This window comes from Legionella maceachernii, from assembly GCF_900167045.1.
Taxonomy (GTDB): Bacteria; Pseudomonadota; Gammaproteobacteria; order Legionellales; family Legionellaceae; genus Tatlockia; species Tatlockia maceachernii.
The window spans coordinates 122,333-148,455 of sequence record NZ_FUXJ01000006.1; the positions used below are offsets into that span (position 1 = coordinate 122,333).

Here is a 26,123-nt window from a genome sequence, read left to right on the forward strand (position 1 = left end):
GGCTTTTTCTTATATCCCTGTGATGGGTTGTGCATTTTTGCAATGACAGTCGTTTGATTTATAAAAAAGCCAAGATAGACATCTAAGGACAAGCTATGCTCTTCACCACTCCTGTCTTTTTATTCTTATTTCTACCATTATTTTTGCTGATTTATTATTTCACACCTTCCAAAGGGCAAAGTCGGAATTTTGTGGCGTTAATCGCTTCCATTTTATTTTTTTCATGGGGTGAGCCTGTTTATGTTTTTTTGTTATTAATGCTTGTTTTTATTGATTACGTATTGTCTAGAGCAGTAGCCGAGACCTCTACTTTACCTTTAGCAAAAAAGAAACTGCTGTTATTTTTGGGGATAAGTATTAATGTTCTCGCCTTAGTTCTTTTTAAATACACTGGTTTTCTTATCAAAGAAATCCTGCTTCCTCTAAACCTATATAAAGGCACGCCGCCCGAGTCCACTGGGCCTTTGTTATTAGGAATTTCCTTTATTACATTTCATAAAATAAGTTACCTTGTCGATAGCTATCAAGGGCGGGCAAATCCCCCAAGAAATTTCCTAGATTGCGCTTTGTACATTTTTTTATTCCCGCAACTCATTGCTGGACCCATCATTCGTTATCATGATATTGGCTCTCAAATCCATAAACGAGTTTATACCAGTTCCTTTTTTTTAATGGGGTGTTTTCGTTTTTGTGTAGGACTCGCAAAAAAACTTCTTATCGCTGATCAGCTTGGCCTGATAGCCGATAAAATTTTCTCTTTGCCAATGAGTGAGCTATCGTCTTCATATGCCTGGGCCGGATCATTTGCTTATATGCTACAAATCTATTTTGATTTTTCAGGCTATTCTGATATGGCGATAGGTCTTGGCTATCTGATGGGGTTTAAATTCCCGGAAAATTTTAATCGGCCTTATATAGCGAAGAGCATTACCGAATTTTGGCGTAGATGGCATATCAGTTTGTCAAATTGGATGAGACTTTACTTATATATCCCGCTAGGCGGTAATAGGGCTTCAAAAGTTAGAACTTTTTTAAACTTATGGATTGTCTTTCTGATTTCTGGATTATGGCATGGTGCTAATTGGACTTTTCTGGCATGGGGAGCCTATTACGGGTTCTTCTTATGTATAGAGAAATACATTTCCGAATTATTTCCCTCCTTTAAAGATTATCTGCCTTCACTATTCCGTTTTTCAGCGACTATGGTGATTGTTTTATTTGGTTGGGTTCTATTCCGTTCACCCGATATTTCCTATGCTTTTGATTTTATTAGCCGTATGCTAGGATTTTCTCACGGCGAGGTATTAAGCCAGCCATGGGGGATAGTAATAGGACATCGTGGTTTAGCCTGTCTAATTGTAGGTGCAATGATTGCTTTCCTTCATTTACCGGGTAAAAAACAGACGCTTCAGTTCAGTTATTCTGGAGGAGAGGCCGCTCTTGAAAACAGCGGTTCCCTAGCATCGATAGTTTTTTTGATAACTTTGTTATTGTTATCGTTGTCGGTTATGGCCATGTTAAGTGCCAGTCATACACCCTTTTTATATTTTAGATTTTAATTATGAGAAAAATTTTGACACTCTTTTATGGTGCTGTGTTTGTGGGATTATTAGCTTTGCCTGCCTTGCAATATTTTTTTCAATTTACCCAGGAAGGATTGCTTTATGGCTACGTGGAACCTAAAGCGAGTTTGGCTGAAGGAGAAAAATTAAGTTGGTTTAAAAGAACTTCACAACAGCACTGGGAAGAGCAATTCAACGAGCACGTAGGATTTAGAGCTTTTCTCATAAAAGTATTCAATGAACTCACGTTTCGTGTATTTTCCGAGGCGCCACGAATGAGCATCTATTCGACAACGCAGCATGGGCTTTACAGTACCATGTCCATTAATAGCTTAAATGATGAGTATATTAACCGCGAGAAATTGACACAAAACTATATTAGTTTGGCTAAAAAACTTAAAGAGCTGCAGCAGTTACTTGAGGCAAAAGGGATAAGATTACAAGTGGTCATCAGTAGCTCCAAGGCTTACGTGCATGCCCAAGATTTGGGGAAAAATTTTTTAGCTTATCCTCACGGTGATATTTACTCTAAAACTGCAAATTTAGGCCATGAACTAGAGGTATTAGGGGTGAATGTGGTTGATTCTGCTCCGCTTTTAAGGCAATTTAATGAAGAAACTTCAATTGAAACTCATCCCAATTCGGGATTGCATTGGAATTATTATGCAGGTTGCGTCGTAGCAAAAACACTTCTACAAGAAGTGAAAAAAACGATGCCTGATATAACGCAAATAGATTGCGGCAACCCAACTTACAAAGAACCTCAATGGGTGGATGTCGATGGTCTACTTTTACTTAATCTCTTATCGAAAGCCCACTTGAATAAACCGAGTCCCTATCCTTCTCCTAGCGCAATTTCATCCACTCCTTTCAAGCCCAAAGTGCTTATGGTGGGTGACAGTTTTATGGATCAAATTACTTATGCGTTGGATCAAGCAAAAATTTATTCAAAACTCATATTGTCGAGTTATTTTATGACACGGCAAAAAAGCATAGTGGATAATCACCCCTCATCGAAATCGGCTAAACAAATTCAAGAAAGGGTTATTAAAGATGCACTAAATAGTCATTTAGTCATCTTACAAATGGTTGACTATAATGTGCCAAGATATGGTTATGGCTTCGTTGAAGCCATGCTGGAGGAGTTAAAAAGAAAGAGTTGAGCTTCCGGGATAGCCTTCAAAGATAGACTGCTTCAGGAATCACAAGGCCAATACGGTATAGACTTAGGCCAGAGTGACGGCTCCTAATTTAATTTGTTGATTGGCTAAAAAATCTTGGTAGGCTTGTATAATCCCTTGGCGCAACTCAGTTTTCGCAACCCATCCTAAATTTTTCATTCGTTCTACATTCAAGCACTTCCGAGGCGTGCCATCGGGCTTTGTGAGATCAAAATGAATTTCACCTTTGAAACCAACGACATCCATAACGGTTTCAGCTATTTCGCGGATACTGTTCTCTTTTCCAGTGCCAATGTTGTAAACGCCGTCTGTAATTCCTTGTTCCATTAAAAACACACACGCATCAGCAAGATCATCCACATATAGCAATTCTCGCATTGGCTTACCTGATCCCCAAACGACAAGTTGCTTGTCCCCTCGTAATTTGGCTTCATGGCATTTTCTAATCAGCGCTGGTAAGACATGGCTATTATTGAGATCATAATTATCATTGGGTCCGTACAGGTTAGTAGGCATAGCACTGACATAGTTTGTGCCGTATTGGCGATTGTAGTTTTCGCACATTTTAAGCCCTGCTATTTTTGCAATAGCATAAGGTTCATTCGTTTGCTCCAAGGCGCTAGTAAGCAAATACTCTTCTTTGATGGGTTGAGGGCATTCGCGTGGATAAATACAACTAGAGCCAAGAAATAATAAGCGTTGAATTCCTGCTTTCCATGCCGCGTTTATAATATTGGTCTGCAGCATCAAGTTTTGATAGATAAATTCGGCTCGATAAGTATTATTTGCATGAATACCCCCTACTTTAGCCGCTGCTAAAAAAATATAGTCAGGTTTTTCATGGGAAATAAATTCAGACACTTTCTCCTGGTGAGTAAGATCCAGCTCTGCATGGGAACGCATTATCAAATTGTCATAGCCAGCATTTAGCAATCTTCGCACAATGGCCGAACCTACCATTCCTCGATGTCCTGCAACATAAATTTTGGGGCTACTCACTTTAATAACTCCTTAAATAGGTGATAATCGTCTGCCGGAATTTATCAATCTTTTATTGCCAAGCTAAAGTACCATACGTCAACATAGATCAATAGTAATTCAGAAACCATGGCTGCATCAAAGCTTCCTGATTTTATTTAACTATGCTAACTATCTCAAGTATTAGATAGAATTTAATTATCTGATAGAAACTCCATTTGAATGATGTCCAAATTAAATTATCATAGCCACATCGTTCATATCATGATTTTAACTGATGAGTAAAGTAATTCTACTCGATAGAGATGGTGTTATTAATCAAGATTCGCCCAATTACATCCGCTCAGCCAGCGAATTTATTTTTCTGCCGGGAAGCGTCGAAGCCATCGCTCGATTAACAAAAGCAGGATACCGTATAGGAATTGCAACTAATCAATCTGGCTTAGCACGGGGTTATTATGGGCTTCAAGAACTTCGTGCAATACATGAAAAAATGCTCTATCATGTGCGCGCTGCTGGTGGTGAGATAGATGCCATTGAATATTGTCATCACTTGCCTACTGATGGTTGTCTCTGTCGCAAACCTAATCCGGGAATGTTGCATGCGCTAGCTAGGCAGTTCGATTGTACCTTGAATAAGGTATCTTTTGTTGGAGACAAAATTTCGGATATAGAAGCGGCAAAGGCCGCCGGGGCGATGCCCGTACTGGTACTTTCACAAATGTCGGGTGATGCAATCTTGCAAAAGTATTCACAAATTCCAGTTTTTAACTCATTACTCCAGTATGTACACTATTTGTTGAATGAGTAAAATTTAAAAAGGTGAAGTATGGCAGGGATATTTGAGTGGATACAACACTATTTAGCACTACATCCATTCACATCTCCTGTTATCTATGTTCTTTTACACATACTTTTTGCCACTTGTTTAATTCCATGCTCTCCTATGACAGTAATCGCTGGTGTGCTTTGGGGTAAGTGGTTAGGTCTCATTATTTCCGTTTTAGGCGCTTTTCTGTCATCTTGTTTTACCTTTGGTTTATCCAGAGTTTTTTTTAAAAATAGAGTTTACCAATTTTTAAGTAAGCGCTATCCCCAAACCGATTGGTTTCTTGAAAAAACAAAAGTACATGGTTGGAAATTTGTAGCCTCTGCGCAGTTGAATCCAGTTGTCCCTGGGTCCGTTTTAGGGTATCTTTTTGGCCTGACTAAAATTGAATTCACGTTGTACGCGGTGTACGTAATTCTTTTCATGTTACCGCTTCAACTATTACTTGTGATTACAGGGGATTCTATTCCCAAGATAGTGGATTCGAATGGAAGTTCCTGGTTTGTTGTGGAAGCTGTTGTAATTCTTTTTCTGGTTCTTTTTGTGTATAAAAAAATGAAAAAAACCAAAAAGCGGAGTAGATTGGATGACCACCCAGAAGTGTAATGAAAAGATATCGGTAATTTTATCCTTTTATAACGAGGAAAAGGTCTTACCTGAGTTGTTAAGACGCTTACGTGCAGTTTTCTCTCAGATGATAGCGGAACAATCTATTGGTTCTTATGAACTGATTTTTGTAAATGATCATTCAAGTGACCATTCAGAAGCGATTTTGCGAGCTGAACTCGCGCAAGGTGATATTGTCCTTATTAATATGACTCGTAATTTTGGTGTTTCAGAATGTGTTATGGCCGGAATGACACAAGCAAAAGGGGATGCTGTAATTTACATGGATGCAGATTTACAAGATCCTCCTGAAGTCATTCCAAAAATGGTAAAAGCATGGCAAGCAGAACCTGATATTGGCGTTGTTTATACCACCCGTACTCGCCGTGAGGGCGAACATCCATTAAAAATGTTTGTAACGAAGATGGGATATCGATTAATTAATTCGATTTCTGAAATAGAACTTCCTGTCGATTCAGGTGATTTTAAATTGCTATCGCGATGTGTGGTTGACCGGTTATTGGAGCTAAAAGAAGATAAGCCCTATATACGGGGATTAGTAAGTTGGGTTGGTTACAAACAAGTGCAAGTTTTCTATGAAAGAGAGGCTCGCCTTGATGGCAGGCAAAACACAAAAATGCCAGTGTTGAGTAAGAAAGTCATCTACTATTGGTTGGACAGAGCACTCATCTCTTTCTCTGATGCACCCTTGAAAGTCATGTTGTTAATAGGCTTTCTCCTGTCTCTTGTTTCGCTCTGTTATATCTCTGTTGTGCTAGTTCAAAAATTAATGGGTTGGTATTTGCCGGGTTGGCCCGCCATTATGTCGGCAATCCTTCTGTTAGGAGGGACTCAGATCATTATGCTTGGCTTCATAGGACTTTATATCGGAGCGATATTTCGCGAAACCAAGAATAGGCCCCGATATTTAATTAAGGAAATCTTAAAAGGAACAGAGTAAAGAGAAGGGGGTAATGCAAGAGATAGGTTGAAAATTGCTTAGGAACCTATTGACCTTCAGTTAACCTAAATAGTAAGGTCAACAGTCCTAATTGGAATAATAATTAAAGTTATAGGGAATTGTGTATAAATGATTATCGTTCGTACCCCGTATCGGATCTCTTTTTTTGGTGGTGGCACAGACTATCCAGCTTGGTATTTAGAGCATGGAGGCGCTGTGTTAGCAACGAGTATTGATAAATACTGTTATATTACTTGCCGTTATTTACCCCCTTTTTTTGAGCATAAATACCGTCTTGTTTATTCGCGGATTGAAACAGTCCAACATTTTGACGAGTTTGAACATCCAGCGGCTAGAGCTGTTTTAAAATGGGCCGATCTGGAGCACGGGTTGGAAATCCATCATGACGGTGATTTGCCTGCGCGCTCAGGCCTTGGTTCCTCGTCGTCATTTACTGTCAGTTTGGTGCATGCCCTATCCGCTTTACAAGGCAAACATGTTCCGAAAGAAGACCTTGCTAAGAATGCGATTTACATTGAGCAAGAAATTATTAAAGAAAATGTGGGGTCACAAGATCAAATTTCAGCCGCTTTTGGTGGTTTTAACCGCATTGAATTTAAAAAAAATAACGCCCCTTTCGAAGTCGCACCGATTATATTAAATAAAAATCGATTACAAGAGTTGCAAGGCCATTTAATGTTGTTTTTTACAGGATTTTCACGGATTGCTTCAGAGATTGCCAAATCAAAAATTGATAACTTTAAGAATCGTGAAAAAGAACTCAAAACAATGAGTGCTATGGTTGATGACGCAATTCAGATTTTACAATCTCCTTCAGCATCCATTGAGGAATTTGGGCAGCTTCTTCATCAAAGTTGGCTTTATAAGCGCAGCCTCTCTGACAAGATTTCCACCCCTGAAATTGATGATATTTATAATGAAGCGATGAAGGCTGGCGCTATAGGAGGCAAAATTCTAGGCGCAGGAGGCGGTGGATTCCTTTTACTTTTCGCTAAACCCGAAGTACAGCCGCAAATCCGTAAGCGTCTTCAGCATTTAATTCATGTACCTTTTGAATTTGAAAGTTCAGGAAGTCGTGTCGTCCTTTATCAACCCAATGGATTATCTTGACAATGACTAATAACAATCCTTCTTTTTTGCGTGACAAAGCACAATGGGTTTGGCGCGAGACCCTTCAAATACATCGGCGTGCTCCAGAAACGAGATTAGCGTCTTCTTTATCTGTTATTGAAGTTTTTGTTGCGCTCTATTATGGAGGCGTATTGCGCTTTGACCCTAAAAGCCCACGTGCGGAAGAGCGTGATCGCTGCATTATTAGTAAGGGGCATGGTTCGATCTGCATGTACCCTATCCTAGCCGATCTTGGTTTTTTTGCGATGGAAGAATTAGAGCGTGTTTGTCAAATAGGAAGTTTTCTAGGTGGTATTCCTGATCCTGTTATTCCAGGGTATGAAACAGTGAATGGTTCTCTAGGACATGGCTTAGGTGTAGGAACAGGCATCGCTTTAGGATTAAAAGCAAAAAAAAGCGACAGACAAGTTTTTGTGGTTACTGGTGATGGTGAGTTACATGAGGGGGCTAATTGGGAAGCGCTCATGTTTGCCTCTCATCATCAGCTGGATAATCTGCACCTTATTGTCGATGACAATAAAATTAGTATGCTTGATTATACCGCTAACATTGTTACCCATGATTCGTTAATTGCGCGATTGCAGGCCTTTGGTTGGGATTGTATTGAAGTGGATGGTCATGAGGTTCTAGCGGTGCAACAGGCGCTTTTAGCAATGAAGTCTCAGATTAACGGCAAACCCAAGGCATTGATTGCACACACTAAAAAAGGGGCAGGAGTTCCCTCCATTGAAAACGCTGCTTTAAGTCATATTATGAACCCAAAGCGTGAGGAACTTGATTCCTTACTGGAGGTATGCTGATGAATATACGACCTATTGCGATGCGAGACGCTTTCCTTGAGCGTGTTTGTCAAACGATGGCTGAGGATAAGCGTGTGTTTTTTGTGAGTGCGGATTTTGGCTCTCCCGTATTAGATAAAATTAGGACGCAATTTCCTGAACGTTTTGTGAATGTTGGTATTGCCGAACAAAATCTCATCAATATTTCAGCAGGCCTCGCCATTGAAGGGTTTAAGGTTTTTGCTTATGCCATTGCCCCTTTTATTACAATGAGATGCTACGAGCAAATACGAGTCAGCCTTGCTCTTCTTTCTGAAGTTCGTCCTTTAAATGTCACTTTAATTGGCGTTGGCGCAGGTTATAGTTATGTTGTCTCTGGTCCTACGCATCAGTGTTATGAGGATTTAACGTTGATGCGCGCAATGCCAAATATGGCAGTGTATTCGCCAGCGGATCATGTCGCAACGGCTAAACTATTCGAATTGTGCTTATCCAATAACGGTCCTAAATATTTGCGACTAGATGCTCAGGTGTTGCCGGTTCTCTATGAATCAAACCCGCCTCAATTAAATCTGGGCTTTCACGAGCATCGGGTGGGGAAAAAGGTTTGTTTGATAGCGACGGGCTATATGGTACATACCGCGTTAAAAGTCGCTGAACGTCTGAGCTCAAAAGGCATTCATGTAGGGGTCATAGACCTTTTTAATATTTCTCATTTTGCAGCAGATTCCTTTGCTTCCCTACTTTCTCACTATAAGGGTGTCGTTACCATGGAAGAAGGTTTTCGAGGAAGAGGAGGAGTAGATGCCATGTTGTTCGATTTTATTGCGCGTCGCCATATGAACTTGCCTGTGCTCAATATTGGGGTTGAAGGCGCATATCGTTTTGAATTAGGCAGTAGAGACTATCTCCACGAACAGGTTGGAATTGGAGAAGAGATTGTAACGAAAAATGTGATTGAATTTGTGAATAATATTACTGCTCAAGAGATAGAGTCTTCCGATCTCTTGCTAGCGCAATCATAAAAAGCAAATAAGAGAGAAACCATGAAATACCCATTAATGCGTAATAATATTCTGCGTGAAGACCTGGATGCCGTTATTGAATACCTTAAACAAGACGACCCTATCCTCACACACGGAGCAAATGTCCGAGCGTTTGAGGAGGAATGGTCTAAATGGCTTGGCGTTAAGTACAGTGTTTTAGTTAATTCTGGTGCTTCTGCTAATTTATTGACTATGGCGATTCTGAAAATTCGGCATCCCGAAGGAGGCGAGGTCATTACGCCACCGCTCGCCTGGGTTTCCGATGTCGCATCAGTCTTACAGAATGGATTTACTCCTGTTTTTGTAGATATTGATCCACATACTCTTGCTATGGATCCAAAGAAAATTTTAGCTAAAATTACTGACAAAACTCGCGCGGTGTTCCTAACGCATGTTCAGGGGTTCGATGGTTTAACCGATGAGCTACTCGCCGAATTAAAAAAACGAGGTATTCCTCTGATTGAAGATGTTTGTGAATCCCACGGTGCTACCCACAATGGTAAAAAACTAGGAAGTTTCGGGTGGATATCTAATTTCTCCTATTACTATGCTCACCACATGAGCACGATAGAAGGTGGAATGATTTGTACTGATGACCCGCTCGTTTATCAACAAGTGCGTATGTTGCGTTCTCATGGGATGGTAAGGGAAGCTAACGATCCAGAAATCCGTCGTCTTTACCTATCAGAAAATCCTGAGCTAAATCCTGATTTTATCTTTGCGTTTCCTGCGTACAATACCCGTAACACAGAAATTGGCGGTATTTTAGGGCGCAGTCAGTTGAAGCGCTTAGACGAGAATGTAAAGCGTCGGACTCAAAATTTACAACGCTTTCTAAAACAAATAGATTCTACTCTCTACAGGACTGATTTCAAGATTGAAGGTTCGAGTAATTATGCCTTTAATCTTATTTTGAAATCCCCGGATGACCAATTAGTCCATCGTCTCATGGAACATATGCGAGCTAATGGTATCGAATTTCGACGCGGTAGCGCGGGCGGAGGCAATCAAATTCGTCAGCCTTATTTAAAAGGAATTGTTCCTAAAAATCATCACCTCGAATTTCCTGAAACCGAGCATGTGCATTTTTATGGTTTTTATATCGGTAATTTCCCCGATCTTACTGATAGAGAAGTCGATGAAATCTGTGCGATTCTTAATTCGGTTAAAGTATTAAGTGAAGCATGAGATTATGACTACGACAGCGGTTATTCTTGCTGGTGGGCTTGGCACTCGACTCAGGACGGTGGTGTCTGATGTGCCAAAGCCAATGGCTCCTATTCATGGCCGGCCTTTCCTTGAGTATTTGCTTGATTATTGGATTGCTCAGGGCATCAAGCGTTTTGTGCTTTCGATTGGTTACAAATATGAAATCATTGTTGGGCATTTTGGGGACTCTTATAAAGGGGTTGCTCTCGATTACGTTATTGAGTCAACGCCGATGGGTACCGGTGGAGGGCTTTTATTAGCGATTCAAAAAATAGAAGCTGACACCTCTTTTTTGGTGTTAAATGGGGATACGTATTTTGCAGTGAATCTGCAACAATTAGTCCAATTTGCACAGGAAAATGCGGCCGATTGGTGTTTGTCATTATTTACTACGAATAACACGGCTCGCTATATGGGTATGGATGTGCTGCCCGAGGGGGAAATCAAGTCATTAACACCCAAAAAAGAGCAGCTCTCTTGCTTAGCTAATGGGGGCGTTTATTGGGTTCGGCAACAAGCGCTAATGAAGAATAAAATAATTCCGGGGGATAAAATTTCATTGGAAAATGACATCCTATCCCAAGCTTTGTTATCTAAACAACGTTTATTCGGGCTTGCGTTTCATGGGATTTTTATTGACATTGGAGTTCCTGATGACTACCAACGCGCTGCCTCATTATTAAATTTGAATATAAGGAAATACAGTGACGAAGCAACTCTGGTGTCCAATTAATTTACTTAAAAAAAACGTTGAAGACTCCATCGAAGCTAAATTTCAATTAATTAACAATACTGAACTTTTAGCTACTTTTAACAAAGCAGTGGAAGCGGTTGTTGATTGCTACCGACAAGGGGGGCGGCTTTATATTGCTGGAAATGGAGGTTCTGCTGCTGATGCTCAGCATTTGGCCGCTGAATTTGTCAGTAAATTGGCTCGCGATAGGGACCCTCTACCCGCAGAAGCGTTAACTGTCGATAGCTCTATTATTACTGCAATTGGAAATGACTATGGGTATGATTTTGTTTTCTCAAGGCAGTTGGCTGGTAAAGCGACAGGTAAGGACATTTTTTTAGGCATCACGACTTCAGGTCGTTCGGCTAATATATTAAAGGCTTTAGAAACCTGTCGTAACTTAGGAATTCCCAGTTTAGTGTTTTGTGGTAGAGATGGAGGAGACGTTAAACGATTAGCCGATTACTGTGTTATTGCCCCTGGAATGGCAACTAGCACCATTCAAGAGGTGCATATTATACTTGCCCACACGCTTTGCGAAAGTGTCGAGTTAGCGTTATTTGGCCATTGGTCGCAAACAACGCCAACGAATATTAACGAAATGCTTCAGATTGAAGTTGAAGAAATATAAGAAAAGGAAATTAAATGAGCTATAACATTCTTGTTACAGGTGGAGCCGGATATCTTGGTTCTACTTTAGTCCCTGATTTACTCCATGCAGGCCATAAGGTAACGGTATTAGATAATTTTATGTTCAAGCAAGCGAGCCTTAATCATGCTTGCCATAATCCTAATTTTACTGTGGTTAAAGGGGATATCCGAGTAGAAAGTACTATCACACCATTAATAAAAAAGGCCGATATTATTATTCCTTTAGCCGCTTTAGTAGGTGCTCCGCTTTGCAATTTTGATCCTGTTGGGGCGAGCACAATTAATCATGATGCAATTATCATGATGCTGCGTCTTTTATCCAAAAAGCAAATTGTGTTAATGCCGACGACGAATAGTGCTTACGGAACAGGAGATGAAAAAAATTTCTGTACAGAAGAATCACCGTTAAGACCTATTTCACTTTATGCAAAAGAAAAAGTAAAGGTTGAGCAAGAATTGATGCAACGAGAAAATGCGATTAGTTACCGTCTTGCTACAGTATTTGGCATGTCACCAAGAATGCGGACGGACTTATTAGTTAATGATTTCACTTATCGTGCTGTACACGATAAATTTGTTGTCTTATTTGAAAGCGCCTTTAAGCGTAATTACATCCACGTGCGTGATGTGTCTCGTGCATTCCAACATGGCATCACCAATTTTGATAAAATGAAAGGACAAATCTATAACGTGGGCCTTTCAGATACTAACATCTCTAAACGGGAATTATGTGAGCGAATCCAAAAGCAAGTCCCCGACTTTGTCTTTATTGACGCACCAGTAGGCAAAGATCCTGACCAGCGAAATTATGTGGTGTCCAATGCGAAAATAGAAAAAACAGGCTTTAAAACAACAGTGTCATTGGATCAAGGGATTGCCGAATTAATTAAAGGCTATACCATGATGAAAAACACACAGTACAGTAACGTCTAATGCATACTTTTGATTTTATTATTATAGGAGCGGGTATTGTTGGAATGACCGTGGCTCGCGAACTAAAGCAGCGTCTGCCCTTAGCAACCATCGTCATTCTTGAGAAAGAAGACCATGTCGGTGTGCATGCTAGTGGCCGTAATAGCGGGGTCTTACATAGTGGGATCTATTATGCTAATGATACCTTAAAGGCTAAAGTCTGTGCCCGCGGTGCGCAGAGGATGTTTGAGTTTGCCAAAGAACATAATCTTCCCTGTTTGAAATCGGGGAAGGTTATTTTAGCGACTTCTGAGAAGCAGCTTACCACGGTTGATCGTCTCATGCACAACGCGCAACAAAATGGCATTAAAGCAGAGCGAATAAGTAGACAACAACTTTTAGAGTTAGAGCCAGCAGCGGCTGAAGGCCCTGCCGCAATTTATTGTCCTGATACTGCTGTAATCGATAGTGTAGCGGTGCTAAATAAGCTTCGCGCTTTATTAGAGCAGCAAGGCGTTTCCTTTGTTTTTGGCTGCCAAGTAACAAGCGCAAAAGGGACCCAATTGATTACAACCAAAGGAAGGTTTTCTTACGGATACCTTTATAATTGCGCCGGTGCTCATGCGGATACGATCGCACGATGGTTCAATTTGGCTCAAAATTATGCCTTAGTTCCCTTTAAGGGGATTTATTGGAAGCTAAGTCCGGAAGCAAATCATCTTATTAAATCTAATCTTTATCCGGTGCCTGATATCTCTCTACCTTTTTTAGGTGTCCATGTTACTCGTTTGATTACCGGAGACGCTTACATAGGTCCTACAGCAATACCAGTGCTAGGTCGTGAGAATTACAAACGCTGGCATGGTGTTCGAGTTGCAGAAGCATTAAGTATTAGTTTGCGATTGGCATCGATGTATCGCAATAATCAAAACAATTTTCGTTTGCTCGCTAAAACCGAGTTAGCAAAATACAATAAAAAATTTTTTCTTGCAGCAGCTCAAAAACTTATTCCAGTACTTCAAGAAAAAGACATTATTCCCTCATCGAAGGCAGGTATTCGTCCTCAGCTTATCAATATTAAAACCAAGCAGCTGGAGATGGATTATATTTTTGAACAAACCCAACAATCGATGCATGTTTTGAATGCCATTTCGCCGGCCTTTACAAGCTCTTTTGCCTTTGCAGAAATGATTGTCAATCAAAGCGATGTCTCGTAATGCCGTTGTTCAATTTTAGGGTTGTGGAACCAGGCAATTGAGGTATTTCCTACTCATTTCCTCGGGTTATAGGTGGCTGCTATAGAGCTAAAAGGACTAGAGAGAGCGCTTTATGAACTATATCACGACAATGATTGAGTTATGGGTTTTATTACTACTTTGCATGCTCATTGGTAAGCGGATTGTAAACTTACTACCTATCGAGCTCCAAGAGTCAATAGGGTTTTATATTGCTCCTATTCTAGGTTTATCTTGTCTTCTACTGATAGCAACTCTCTATGGCTGGATTTCACCTTTTCGATTTGAATATACGTTCTGTATTACTTTCGTATTGGTACTTTTGGCGATTGTTTTTGAAAGGAAGCGATTGCAATTAATTTATGAGGGTTTGCAAATCAGTTTGTTTACTGGTCTATGTTCACTGCCCATACTAGCAACGATTGTTTATTACCAGGGTTACAATCCTTTTACCGATATATTTACCTACCTGGTTCATGGACAATGGTTACAAGAGCATGCTTTTTCAGAAAAAGCTGCCACTTCAGGTTTTTACCCTGCCTTATCACAGATTTCTCTGTATCAAAATAATGGTTCAAGGATGGGAGCTTCTTTCCTTTTAGGATACGCGGAATCGTTATTTAAACTAAAATGGTCTTACTATGCTTATACTCCAACAGTTGCATTGGCCTTTGTAACCGGATGCTTAGCTCTTGGCGGGATCATAAGGCAAGTTATACCAGTTTCAAGGATGGTTATTCTTGCTTTAGCAGCTATCCCCTGTTTTTCTCTGAATGGCTTTTTGTTGGGTGCCCAGTGGGGATTTTTTCCACAAACCTTTGGTCTTGCTTTTGCAACAGGGATAACTGCTCTTCTCCCTGCACTAACCCTAGCGATTTGTAATCAAAATTATAAGTGGTTTAAATTAGTGCTCTTTGCTTTTCCTCTTGCTATCTGTACTGCAGCGTTTTTCTTTGCCTATAACGAACCATTTCCAATATTCACAATTGGGTTAGGGATATTTCTTATCATTACGGGCATTTTTTTCAAAAATAAAATTAAGGCGTTACTCTTCTTTTTTAGTGTCTATTTTTTACAAGTCATTATTTTACTAAATTATGAGGCGATTAGGATTGCTAGAAATTTATTAGTAACTTTGAGTATTTCAAAAGGAGGAGCAGCAATTGGTTGGCCTATGCCTTGGTCGCCAATTCAATTTTTAGCACACGCCTTCGGTATGAAATCATTTATGGATGAGCCTTATGGTTTTGATTACTATGTAAGCACCATTGTTTTTCCAATCTTGCTTCTTATATTGCTTTTTACCTTAGTTCGTTTTATGCGAAAAAACATTAAAAATAATCTAGCATTAGTATTTTTGTTTTGTATGAATTTTGCCTTAGGCTTGTTTTTCATAAAATTCAGGTATTTTTCTCCCAATGGAAGTGCAATTGAGGTTGGACACACTTTTTTACAATACAAAATTTCAAAATACGCTGCGCCCTTTTCATTAGCGTTAGTGAGTATTACTTTCGCCATTTTATGGCAAAAGCATAAAAAATTAAGACCTCTTTTTTCAATGGGTTACATTGGGTTATTAGCAATGGGCTTATTTTTTCAATGCACTTTTACTACTGATAAGTTAATTCAGGGCTTTATTTACGAAACCAAACAAGTTAGAAATCCATTTGGCACCTTACTCGATTTACGTACCACTGTGGCAGATATTCCTAAAGAAGATCCGATCCATTTTGTTCTTGGTGCAGAACACCATAAGCTTCGGCAGATGGTAACGTATGTCTTATATGATCGAAAGATATCCAGCAATTATGAGGATGATGGGTATATAGCGGGCCATCTTCCTCCGAAAGACAGAGTGATGCAACCCTCTGCTAATGTTGAGTGGGTTACACTGAGCAATAAAAATAATTCGTGTGGGAATCAAACCCAGGAAGTTGGCCCTTTTTTAATCCATCGGCGCTCGGTTCCTTATAGTTATATGCTCTTGAGCAAAAATGAAGGGGGTTATAATACAGAAATCAATATGGAAGGTGATACATGGAACTGGGTTGAGGACGTAATAAATTATTCTTACCGCGTTGAAGGTGCTGCAAATGAAGTTAGATTTTCCTTTAAAGTACTAAGCATCCCACATCCACGTTCGGTTGTAGTTGAATTAAAAAGTGGATCTGGTGAGCTATTAGGTCAGTACTATTTACCCAAACAAGAAGGGGACATCTTTTTTGATACGCCATGGGTAAAAATAAACTCAAGCCAAGTCGTTTTGAGCATGAAAGCCGATGGACAACCCATTAAATTATCGGAAATCGATCCAAGGCACGCTAAATTCGTTGTCGCAAACATTAACGCCTGCTCTCGTTAAGTAATGCATTGAGCTCATTATGAATGAGCTAACGATTTAATTTGGAAAAAAAGTACCTGATTATCTTCTCGTACCAAGGTTGGCTTAGTCCCTAAGAGTTGAGTTAGCTTTTCGGATAAGCTTTCGGCATTGTCCTCAAAACCCCGTCGGTCAATGTATATACCCGAAAAGCCTAGGCGCTGAATGACTTCTAATTGCTTTTCAATGGGTTCTTGAGCAAGTGAACGATAGAACAAATCGCCTTCTCGACCTCTCATCCCTCCGGTGTTCCAGCGTAGTGTTTTGGAATTTAAATAGCCACCTAACAGTTCATAATCCGGCAAGTTTAGATACTGCCCATATTCAGGAAATCTGACGTAGGGAAGTTGATAAATTGAAGCCCCTGGCGATAATACTGCCTCTATCTTTTTAATGAAATTGCTTTCCTCGTTAAACTTCTCTTTAGACGATTGGGTTAGAGGGGTTAAGGTTTTGGGGGTTTGATCAAGGAGTCCAACTAAAAGAATACTTAAAGGAACTACTGAACCAACCCATGTACCTTTAGCTTGGAGAGATTCTAACTTTTTATTGTTTTGGAGCAGGACGAAAAAGCCAGTAAATGCAGCAAAAGAGATGAAAATACTTACTCTATTCCACCCTCTAATGAGGGGTGAAACAAAAAGAGCAAATAAAACATTAAAGCCTCCTACAGTGGTGATTAATAAAAATGCGAAGACCAAAATAGAAAATAATCTGAGACGAATATCAATTTGCTTGCCAAGTGCTGCATAGAAAAAACTAAAAAGGAGGGTCAGGAAACCCAAAGAAGCGAAAAAGCCTAATGCTGAGGTAGCGGCGGCTTCATTCATGCCAAAATATCTGCCATAGAGGTTAATATAAGAGCCAAATCGTTTAATCCTATGTAAGGAAGAGGGGAAAAATAGGTGAACGATTTTTAACGAGAAAGTCTCAGTCTGTTCTGGAATTCGAAAAGCAGCTTCGATATTTTTACCATACTCATGCTTATGAATCAGAGTCGGTAAAATATTCAGTATAACGCCTAAAGCAACCATGCTGGAAAGTGCAGTAGCCGAAAAAATACCGTGGAATTTTTTATCCCTGGCAGAAGCACCTACGCCCGCAACCATGAAAAGAATAAGCCCAAAGAATGCATAGTAAACTCCAAATGAACTCAAAATAATTAATGGAAGCATTAGATTTAGAATTTTTTTTGGGTGATTGAGAGGCCAAATGGATAGGTCACCTAGAAAGATTTTCCAACCAAAGAAAAAATAGAGTGGGACCACAAAATACCATGTATAGAAAACATGGCCTAAACGTAAAAAATGAAAAGGCGCAAAAGCAAATAACATTGCTCCGACAAAGGCATAGCGCGTTCTTAGTGCAAACGATTTCAAAGCCAGGAAGCCGAATACAAAGGCCAGAGGGAAACCAAGTAATATGTACAAATTTAAAGCGCCATAATAAGTGCCAGTCAGGGTGCCAAGCGCTTTTAAAACAAGCAAATTTCCATTATCAGAGTGCGGGTAGTCTAAAAAATTTGAACCAAAAGGATAACCACTCCGAGGGTTCTCAAAAAGCCAACCTTCGGTGACACGTTGAATTTCCCAAGAAGTGAAATTGATGTCTCCTCCATAAATATAGGGGTATTTTAAATTAGGGATTAACCCAGATGGCCATCCAGAAAAAAGAATACTTGCGAAGAAAAAGCAAAAAAATGATCCCGCGAGTAGTAACTTCCAATTCGCACGAAAGAGAGTAAGGAGTGATCGATTTTGCGAAAATTCACCTTGCTGCATAGGGTTCCTGTGGAGAGCGGAGTTACTTAAAAGGTAAAAGATTAACCTATTCAGGTAATAAGTCAAACGGATATTTAGATGTCAATAACCCGTACGGTATTTGACATTATCTTTTTTAAAAAGTAGGCTTTCGCTCATTATTCTGTAGAGATGATCTCAGTAATGCAAGGATATATTAATGAAAATTAAAGCGAGTGACTACATTGCAAAATTTTTAAAGGCCCAAGAGGTCAAATTTGTTTTTGAAATGTCGGGCGGTATGATCACTCAGATTTTAGATTCAATCCATCAAGAAGGCGGCATTGATATTGTCAGTATGCATCACGAACAATCAGCTGCTTTTGCTGTCGATGCTTATGGACGCTGCACTGGTAATGTTGCTGTCGGTATGGCCACTAGTGGCCCGGGCGCAACCAATTTAATTACGGGTATTGCGAGCTGCTACTTCGACTCGTCACCAGGTCTTTTTATCACTGGTCAAGTGAACATACATGAGCAAAAAGGTGACAGAGGTATTCGTCAACTCGGATTCCAGGAAACTGATATTGTTTCAATGGCGCAAATTATTACTAAAAAAAGCTATGCCATTACTTCTGCCGAACAGATTGAATCCACATTGAAAGAAGCGTATGAAATTGCCATTAGCGATAGACCTGGGCCTGTATTAATTGATATCCCCATGAATTTGCAAAGAGCGGAAATTGAAATCGATAAAATCGAAAAAATAGAAAGAAAAAAAATAAAAACCTCTGTGGATAATGGTATTTTCGATGTGCTCATAGAGGCAATAATGCAGGCTAAAAAACCGCTTATTTTAGCAGGTGGTGGGATACATGGTGCTGGTGCGACCGAAGCGTTTTTACGCTTAGTTGATCAATTGCAAATTCCTGTTGTTACTTCACTTTTGGCAGTCGATACCATTGCTTTTGACCATCCCTTGCGGGTTGGCTTTATCGGTAGCTATGGTAATCGCTGGGCAAATATTGCATTAGGCCATTGTGATTTATTAATAGTCATGGGCAGTCGTTTGGATATACGCCAGACAGGGGCAGATGTGGAATCTTTTCGCCAAAACAAAAAAATATTTCACGTGGATTGTGATGTGAGCGAAATTAACAATCGCGTTAAAGGCTGCGTACCTATTGTTATGGATGCCGCGGATTTTATTGATGAAATGTTACAGATTCTTGATAATAAAACATTAGCACTTAAAAAATCTTGGTATGATGAAATTTTGCAGCAAAAAATCGAATGGCCAGATATTAATGAATTGCGCGATATCACCGGTATTAATCCCAATCAGTTTATGCATCGTCTTTCACAGAGCTCGCAAAATGCGAAAGGGTATGTTGTTGATGTAGGAAATCACCAGATGTGGTCGGCTCAATCGCTCGAAATGAATGCCAATCAATTTTTCATCACTTCCGGTGGAATGGGGGCAATGGGCTTTGCTCTCCCTGCTGCAATCGGTGCCTCTCTTGCCCATGATAAGAAACCAGTTATCGTTATCGCAGGAGACGGTTGCTTTCAATTGAATATCCAAGAATTACAGACAATAGTACGGAATAATATTCCGCTTAAAATGATCGTTATTAATAATAATTGCCTCGGCATGATACGACAATTCCAAGATAGCTATTTTAATGGACGTTATTTATCCACTTATTGGGGGTATAGTGCGCCTAATTTTGCAGCCGTTGCCATGGCCTATGGTATTCCTGCTAAAACAATTTCCATTTCCGAAGAAATTGAGTCCAACTTAGAGTGGCTGTGGAAAAGTGAGGGCGCAGCATTGTTGCAAGTCATGGTGGATATGCGCGCAAATGCTTATCCCAAAATTGCATTTGGTCACCCCATTACTGAGATGGAGCCGATGATAGCTCCTGTTGCAATGGAAGCCACTTAATGCCGCTTAACCAATTTACCCTCTCGGTAAACCTGGAGATTCCTAACAAAAGTTGGCCTATGGGCTCAACTTTTTTAGGTTCTATTTAATAACGGCGTTTAATACCTTAAGTGCTTCTTTATCTTCCTTAGTTAATTGATTTTCTTGATAATCAGGATTGGGTTCATACCACCATTGCGTGTCAAAATAGTGTTGTAATTCGGGATCATTAAAGATCCGGCCGTATTGAGCAAAAATACTATTCTTCATTCTTCTTAATTCGGCACGGCTTAGATTGCTTAGTGAGGGAAGTGGATAAGAAGAAATACCAATGAGAGGATAAACAAGCTGGTATCGAACATAATCTCTTCCCGTTTGCAAGCAAAGGGTTACGTCTTGTTTAGGTTCAAAATGTTTAAGATCCCAGAGGTATTGATGATAAGCTCCCTTTTTAATGATTTTCATGCCAGGCATAGGTGTGCCAATATCCTTATAAGAAGAAATTTCAGAACAAAGACGAGTCGGAGTATTGGGACTGATGAGGATACGAGTGTGGCCAATCTGATTGCCTCGCCATAGTGCGCCGGTTTTTAATACATAACTGATCCATGTGAATCCCATTACATCATTAGTAACACCCGTTGAATAGCTGTGTTCAATTTGAAGCGTTTGATTGGGAGCAAAGGTCATAGGCCAAAGATACGCGTCTTGATAGGCAAGATCTTTGTCTTTATTGGCACCAATTTTACTTCGTACAGCGGGAACAGGACCCTCGGGAGTGCTCACTTTAAACTCATAGACTAAAGGATTCCCGGGATAGCTAGTTAAGCCTTTAGGAACTGCAATGGCCTCCTCTTCATTATAGATAGGAAAGGGAAAACCCATTTGTAATGTTTGCTTCTTGGAAGTAAAATTTTTAAAGGTAAATTGGCAGTGATAGAGCCAGCGCCCTTTTCGATTTGGATTTGGTAAATCGTCTCCATAGATGTTGATGACTTCAGCAATCATACCTATTGCCTTATTTTCAAGGGGAATAGGTAACGACCCATTGCCACCAAACTCAGTGTCATTGGCGCTAGAGATCAGTGACTGGATTAATAATAGAAGTGTAAGGACTGTTTGTGCACTACGGTTCATCAGATCTCCTTGTCCCTACTTCATCCATTTTTCTGATTCGTTTACCGTTAATACTCCAATGATAAAAAGGAACAGTAATAAGCAAAAACGCTCGCTTTACAGTACTATTCCTTTTCTTGCGTAAGGCTCCTAATTGTGCTGAAAATAGCGCTTTTGCTAATCACCGCAGCCTTGAACACAACTATCTCGAGTATCAGAGCAGTTTAATACGCAATCTGTGTCACCATTGCATCCTTTTGTGCAACTTTTAGAGTTGACTTCACAATTTGCTTTGCACACATCATCAGCCATTGCCAAAGGACTAAAGCCAATTGAAACGATAGATCCCAGCAGGATGGCAAAAATTTTGTTTAATGACTTATTCATAAATGCTCCTTCACTTTTACAAGTCAATTTAAAGTTTAGATTAGATTTGAAGTTTTTGCTTTTTGCGGGAATGCAGGGAAAAAATGAAAATCGTTATATCAAGTTGGTCAAATTGCACAAGGGCGTATTATTGTGCGCTCCTGATGCGGTATTTCCTTTTATTTTTATAGCAAATGCATCGCTTTCACCCTATAAAGCAAACTACGGACTCTTTTTTTGTAAAGATAAATGGGTAAATACTAGAGCAAGCTGCCTGGGGTCTTTGGACTCGGAATAGTCTTTTTTTCCATGATTACAATCTTGATAAACAAACTTAAGTGTATTAAGTGTTTTTTGGGGCACTAAGGTTAGATTAAGAGTAATTAATTTTTGAATACCCAGCTCTTCGGTTGGCACATAAGCAACAACACGATCATTGAAGTAAACAGTGACTGATTGCCCTGTAACAGGGACACCATTTTTGAAGGCTGCATTCAATAAAAGCGGCTTTGTCGAGTGAGAGGAGTTAGGGTCAATATAAAATTTAAGACTTGTCTCTTTGCCGACACCCCAACGCCAACTTTCTTTGCCATTGCTTTCTATTGGGCATAACCCTTCTACATGTAGGTCATTACGAACTTCATTCGTAATCAGGTTGATTGGAAATGATGTCAAGTTTATTGGAAAGCTGGGGGCAAATAAATTAATTAATTTACTTGCTCTTATTAAATTTACGGGAAGAAAATCCCTATCAGAGGAGGAACGAGTTAGAATCTCAGAATAGAATATTTTAATTTTTTGATGAAATAAATAATTCTGCCAGGGAGCCTCCGAATTAACTGAAATACGAAAAGCCTTTACTAAAAACCAAGGTATATCACTTTTGTGATCTCCAAATAACCACAATCTATCTTTAGTTTTAATCATTGGATTAACTAAAAACCCACCTTTAAGCTGTGAAAGAGAAATAGGAAAAGTTTGTAGCGAATTATCTTCTAACATCAGATCCAGATTAAGATAATCCTGTATATAGAGAACGTTTTTTAGCTTACCCAATATCGTGAAATTAGCATCAATATTCAACCACAAAAAAGTATTTTGAAAATTTTTCAGAGAAATCCAATGATTTAAATGTGCTTCTTTATGAGACAATCGCTTAAGTTTGATATTTTGCCAATTGGCATGCTTTTGCATAATAAACCAATTTTGGAAAATTTGTATCGCCTGATAATTAAAAATCAAACTAAGATAAGCAGATGTATCTAATAATCGGTGGCCAAAATCTTGAATAAATATGAAATCAGGGGCTGTTTTTTGATTCTGATAGAACTGCCCATTTCTTTTATTTAACTGAGAATTGGCAACTATAAAATCAATGGGGATTGGACGTGGACGATAATTAAGATGATTCAATAAAAGTATTTCCGGAACACTGCCAAATTCGTCAACACGATCAAATTGAATAATTTTCTTTAAAGAAAGTGGTAATGAATTTTCACTTTTCAGTTTTTCATATTCAGAGGCTAATTTTTTATGGATCTGCCATGGATGATAATGTGTCAGAGCAGAATAGCGACCATTCATTTCATGAGTAAAGTCCACTGGAATAGATGCTTTATGCGCATAATATACATTATTTGACCATATAACATAAAGCAACAAGCTAAACAAGAGAACTGAGAGCAGCAATAAATAACGTGAAAAAAAACCTTCCTGGGATGGCGTTTTTTCTTTTGTCAGAGGAGTGATTGGATAGAGACAAGTATAGGCAAATAAAACAGGCACTGCATAAAAAAAAGTACCATAAGACAAAGTGCTACGCATCATTCCATGTTTCCAAGAAAGAAAAAAAAGAGCAGCCACTAAAATAGAGCGGAACGTTTCTGCTGTGAAAAATTTTCTTGTAATGATGAATGAAATCAATGCTCGACAGATGAAAAGAATGGAAAAAATACCCACATAGAAAAGTGCATAATAAAAATCTGTCACATCCATTTTTTGCTCTAATACTGCTTGATAAGCGTCGATAAAACGGGACATTGACTTGAAATAAGCTGGAAGATTCGATATTTGCTGTCCGATAGCCAGCCAAAATAGTACAACACCAAAGAGAAAAGAACTTATTAAGTATAAAAGATTACGCCATTGATATTGTTGAATCCAGAGCATTGAAAGTAGAAAGATAACGAGAATAATATAATAGACGTTACTTGCTTTTTCTAAAGTGAGAAAAGCATAAAAAAAGCCATTGAAAATAATATAGGTTTTTCCATGTTTGCCTAGCTCAGATAAAAGACAAAGTGCAGAGAAAAGGATGGCTAATCTAGGAACTATCTCATAAGAATACCAAGGGAAACTTATTTGCAATGGAAAAAAAAGAACCGTGCATAAAAAAAGTAATTTTGCATACCAAGCATGAATTGAGTTGGTGAGTAAAGTTGCATAATAAGCATATACAAAACATAGGAAAGAAAACCATAAAATTTTACTCCAAAATACATTTCCTAAGTAGGTATAGGGATAATGCAGATAACCATAAGGTCCAACATTATCAATGAGATCGATTCCATACTGGAAGCCATGGTAAGAAGCATATTCAAACAGGTGTTGAGATGAAAAAAAATGATTTATATCGACAATTGCATAGGTAAAACTTGCTGGGAAAATATTTAGAAAAATTAACAAAAAAATAAAAAAACCCGCGATGTTAATCATCATTGTCTTGTTTTGTAGATTAAAAATAGCCATTTAAAAATCTCAAAATAAAATAAATTGATGAATAACGCGAATAGCCCCATAAAGAGAGTACTCATCCACCTGAAAACGTGATATGTAATTTGTAGGCATCGAGAATTATCCGTGACTCTCCATTCTGAGTAATTGATTTGCCTTGCTCGATGTTCAAAAATTCCCTCAATCCTTCTGCAAACCGGGCAATTCTAATAATAGCGATTATAAGTTGTATTTTCATGCATAATTTCCACAGGCTTGAATAGGTCATGAAAAAATAGTGGAAGCCGATTTTCGCTTAAGATTGAATCGATTACAAAAGAATGCAGGAAGGCTTAATCGTGCTGCAGTGTACCATGGAGAAAATGTAGTTGCCAGCCGCCAAAAGTGAATCCTGGATAGTTTACTACCAATTCTCGATAAAACCACCTAATAGTACTCTATGCAACTAAAAAACATACGATATGTAGGTTTATGTCCAGAATGTGGACAGCGATCTGATTGGAAAGTACGGGAAGTAGGCAAAAAAATAAGTATTGATGTTCAAAAATGAGTTGCGTTTGTCCTGACCAAATTCAGTGTTAGTGGCGCTAGAGTTTTTTAACTGAATTTACCGTTTCGATTAGATTTTAAATTTTTCCTTTTTGCTAGAATAGATGATGAAAGCGGGAAATCTTTTGAATTATCCAATAGGATTATTTGAGGAAGATAGTGAGAGAATTTTCTTGAAAAAGACAGTGCTCATTTCGAGAAGGTAATAATATGAAAAGACTAAAGCATTTATTGATTTTAGGTGGAGGACACGCCGGGAGTTCTGCTGCACTGGCTGCTGCAAATCAGCGAGCTCAATTGAAAAAGGATAAAAGCGTAAAAATCACTCTCATCGACAAATCGCTAAACCTAACCATTAGACCCCGATTATATGAGTATGATCTTGAGGACACTCAAGTGCCATTAAAAAGCTTTCTGGTTTTAATCGATGTCCACGTTTTAACCTCTAAAATAATCGCTATCGATCTTTTAAACCAAGAAATTTTATGCGATCTCTCTAATAGAAAGGAAAGGATTAAATATGACGCACTCGTAGTGGCGTTGGGAAGCCAACTCATACATGAGGGCATTCGAGGAATCCAGCTTACTCATAATATTGATTCGTTTGAAGCAGCCAAACAATTTCGTGACGCACTCACAGCGTATTTATTAACTAACCAAGAGGCGTGTCGAATAGCAATCCTAGGGGGAGGAATCACAGGGCTTGAATTAGCAACTGAGTTGCCTATTACCGTGAAGAAAATCGCGCAGCGATACAAAACTGATTTTCCACAACCCATCGTTTATCTACTGGATAGGCATGAGGTTGCAAAAAATGCTGGTTTAGCCATCGAAGCACCGATTCAAGAAGCACTTGATCGAGCAAAAGTTCACTGTATTGACCATGCTTCTATCAGTGAAATTAAAGCAAATGAGGTTATTTATAATGAAACAAAACGATTAGAAGTGGATATTATTGTTTCAACATTAGGGCTTCGTGCTAATAATTTAACAAATCAATTATCTTTACCCAAAGATCAGCTCGGCAGGCTCTACGTTAATGACTATTTGCAGCTACCTGGGCATGCAAATTGTTTTTCTGCAGGGGATATAGCTCATGCCATTCCAGCGCCAGATCATGAACCCATTATGTCATGTCAACAAGGCAGGCCTCAGGGACGCTACGCTGGTTATAATGCTGTTTCGTTTTTATTTGATAAACCTTTGGCTGCTTATTCACAACCTAATTATGTAACCTGTATTGATTTAGGGGAATTCGGCGCAGTTTATACAGAGGGATGGAACAGACGTTTAGTAAAATCAGGGGTTGAAGCAAAAAAAATTAAGCAACATATTAATCAGGATCGCATTTATCCGCCTAATAGCTCTAACAAACAAGTTTTACTAGAGGCGGGCCATTTAGAATTTATAACACCGTTATCTTCAATGAGCGAAAAGTCAAAGAAGTAAGTTTTAAAATAATAGCCATCAGCTCTATAT

The 26,123-nt window shown here is 39.1% G+C and carries 21 protein-coding genes; 16 read left to right on the top strand and 5 right to left on the bottom strand.

All coding sequences use genetic code 11. The annotated features are described in order from the left end of the window. Positions 1 to 95: 95 nt before the first annotated feature. Both B5D33_RS06415 and B5D33_RS06420 read left to right on the top strand, forming a co-directional pair. On the top strand, positions 96 to 1,559 hold the full coding sequence (locus tag B5D33_RS06415; protein ID WP_058453675.1) for an MBOAT family O-acyltransferase: 1,464 nt from the start codon (positions 96 to 98) through the stop codon (positions 1,557 to 1,559). A 2-nt stretch (positions 1,560 to 1,561) separates the two neighbouring features. Further along, a complete protein-coding gene (locus B5D33_RS06420) occupies positions 1,562 to 2,725 on the top strand; it encodes an alginate O-acetyltransferase AlgX-related protein (protein WP_058453676.1) in 1,164 nt (387 codons plus the stop codon). A gap of 63 nt (positions 2,726 to 2,788) precedes the next feature. Here B5D33_RS06420 and B5D33_RS06425 read toward each other — a convergent pair whose 3' ends face one another. Next, complete coding sequence (locus B5D33_RS06425; RefSeq protein ID WP_411550300.1) at positions 2,789 to 3,742, bottom strand: GDP-L-fucose synthase family protein; 954 nt, start codon at positions 3,740 to 3,742, stop codon at positions 2,789 to 2,791. A 256-nt stretch (positions 3,743 to 3,998) separates the two neighbouring features. On the opposite strand from B5D33_RS06425, the gene gmhB reads away from it, so the two are divergent. The 12 genes from gmhB (at position 3,999) to B5D33_RS06485 (ending at position 16,196) form a co-directional block, all read left to right on the top strand. After that, positions 3,999 to 4,532, top strand: a complete 534-nt coding sequence (gmhB, locus tag B5D33_RS06430) for a D-glycero-beta-D-manno-heptose 1,7-bisphosphate 7-phosphatase (RefSeq protein WP_058453677.1) — start codon at positions 3,999 to 4,001, stop codon at positions 4,530 to 4,532. An 18-nt stretch (positions 4,533 to 4,550) separates the two neighbouring features. After that, positions 4,551 to 5,156 (top strand): TVP38/TMEM64 family protein, encoded by a 606-nt coding sequence (locus B5D33_RS06435; protein WP_058453678.1) that lies wholly within the window; start codon positions 4,551 to 4,553, stop codon positions 5,154 to 5,156. Further along, the gene (locus B5D33_RS06440; protein WP_058453679.1) at positions 5,137 to 6,117 is read left to right on the top strand and encodes a glycosyltransferase family 2 protein; all 981 of its coding nucleotides are present in this window, start codon (positions 5,137 to 5,139) and stop codon (positions 6,115 to 6,117) included. Before B5D33_RS06435 ends, B5D33_RS06440 begins: the two co-directional genes overlap by 20 nt. A 129-nt stretch (positions 6,118 to 6,246) precedes the next feature. Beyond that, positions 6,247 to 7,248 carry a GHMP family kinase ATP-binding protein gene (locus B5D33_RS06445; protein ID WP_058453680.1) on the top strand — a complete coding sequence of 334 codons (1,002 nt, stop codon included), beginning with the start codon at positions 6,247 to 6,249 and terminating at the stop codon, positions 7,246 to 7,248. A 2-nt stretch (positions 7,249 to 7,250) separates the two neighbouring features. Continuing rightward, positions 7,251 to 8,069: a transketolase gene (locus tag B5D33_RS06450; protein ID WP_058453681.1), complete on the top strand. Its 819-nt coding sequence runs from the start codon at positions 7,251 to 7,253 to the stop codon at positions 8,067 to 8,069. Continuing rightward, the gene (locus B5D33_RS06455) at positions 8,069 to 9,073 is read left to right on the top strand and encodes a transketolase family protein (protein WP_058453682.1); all 1,005 of its coding nucleotides are present in this window, start codon (positions 8,069 to 8,071) and stop codon (positions 9,071 to 9,073) included. Before B5D33_RS06450 ends, B5D33_RS06455 begins: the two co-directional genes overlap by 1 nt. A gap of 21 nt (positions 9,074 to 9,094) precedes the next feature. Continuing rightward, positions 9,095 to 10,282 carry a DegT/DnrJ/EryC1/StrS family aminotransferase gene (locus tag B5D33_RS06460; protein WP_202972396.1) on the top strand — a complete coding sequence of 396 codons (1,188 nt, stop codon included), beginning with the start codon at positions 9,095 to 9,097 and terminating at the stop codon, positions 10,280 to 10,282. Between the two features lie 4 nt (positions 10,283 to 10,286). Continuing rightward, on the top strand, positions 10,287 to 11,036 hold the full coding sequence (locus B5D33_RS06465) for a nucleotidyltransferase family protein (RefSeq protein ID WP_058453683.1): 750 nt from the start codon (positions 10,287 to 10,289) through the stop codon (positions 11,034 to 11,036). Continuing rightward, positions 11,008 to 11,667 (top strand): D-sedoheptulose-7-phosphate isomerase, encoded by a 660-nt coding sequence (locus B5D33_RS06470; RefSeq protein ID WP_078767363.1) that lies wholly within the window; start codon positions 11,008 to 11,010, stop codon positions 11,665 to 11,667. The genes B5D33_RS06465 and B5D33_RS06470 overlap by 29 nt, the downstream gene beginning before the upstream one ends. 14 nt (positions 11,668 to 11,681) lie before the next feature. After that, complete coding sequence (locus B5D33_RS06475; protein WP_058453684.1) at positions 11,682 to 12,620, top strand: NAD-dependent epimerase/dehydratase family protein; 939 nt, start codon at positions 11,682 to 11,684, stop codon at positions 12,618 to 12,620. Further along, positions 12,620 to 13,816: an L-2-hydroxyglutarate oxidase gene (gene lhgO / locus B5D33_RS06480; RefSeq protein WP_058453685.1), complete on the top strand. Its 1,197-nt coding sequence runs from the start codon at positions 12,620 to 12,622 to the stop codon at positions 13,814 to 13,816. The genes B5D33_RS06475 and lhgO overlap by 1 nt, the downstream gene beginning before the upstream one ends. A gap of 112 nt (positions 13,817 to 13,928) precedes the next feature. Continuing rightward, entirely contained in the window at positions 13,929 to 16,196 is a 2,268-nt protein-coding gene (locus B5D33_RS06485) for a hypothetical protein (RefSeq protein WP_133140940.1), read from the top strand. A gap of 17 nt (positions 16,197 to 16,213) precedes the next feature. On the opposite strand, the gene B5D33_RS06490 is transcribed toward B5D33_RS06485, so the two are convergent. Further along, positions 16,214 to 17,995, bottom strand: coding sequence for a hypothetical protein (locus tag B5D33_RS06490; RefSeq protein WP_058453687.1), 1,782 nt, complete (start codon positions 17,993 to 17,995; stop codon positions 16,214 to 16,216). A gap of 178 nt (positions 17,996 to 18,173) precedes the next feature. On the opposite strand from B5D33_RS06490, the gene B5D33_RS06495 reads away from it, so the two are divergent. After that, positions 18,174 to 19,901 carry a thiamine pyrophosphate-binding protein gene (locus B5D33_RS06495; RefSeq protein ID WP_202972397.1) on the top strand — a complete coding sequence of 576 codons (1,728 nt, stop codon included), beginning with the start codon at positions 18,174 to 18,176 and terminating at the stop codon, positions 19,899 to 19,901. An 81-nt stretch (positions 19,902 to 19,982) separates the two neighbouring features. On the opposite strand, the gene B5D33_RS06500 is transcribed toward B5D33_RS06495, so the two are convergent. The 3 genes from B5D33_RS06500 to B5D33_RS06510 form a co-directional block, all read right to left on the bottom strand. Then, entirely contained in the window at positions 19,983 to 21,017 is a 1,035-nt protein-coding gene (locus B5D33_RS06500) for a YARHG domain-containing protein (protein ID WP_058453688.1), read from the bottom strand. Between the two features lie 156 nt (positions 21,018 to 21,173). Beyond that, the gene (locus tag B5D33_RS06505) at positions 21,174 to 21,383 is read right to left on the bottom strand and encodes a hypothetical protein (RefSeq protein WP_058453689.1); all 210 of its coding nucleotides are present in this window, start codon (positions 21,381 to 21,383) and stop codon (positions 21,174 to 21,176) included. A gap of 201 nt (positions 21,384 to 21,584) precedes the next feature. After that, positions 21,585 to 24,110 (bottom strand): hypothetical protein, encoded by a 2,526-nt coding sequence (locus tag B5D33_RS06510; protein WP_058453690.1) that lies wholly within the window; start codon positions 24,108 to 24,110, stop codon positions 21,585 to 21,587. Positions 24,111 to 24,854: 744 nt separating this feature from the next. On the opposite strand from B5D33_RS06510, the gene B5D33_RS06515 reads away from it, so the two are divergent. After that, positions 24,855 to 26,093 carry an NAD(P)/FAD-dependent oxidoreductase gene (locus tag B5D33_RS06515; RefSeq protein WP_058453691.1) on the top strand — a complete coding sequence of 413 codons (1,239 nt, stop codon included), beginning with the start codon at positions 24,855 to 24,857 and terminating at the stop codon, positions 26,091 to 26,093. The last annotated feature ends 30 nt before the right edge of the window (positions 26,094 to 26,123 follow it).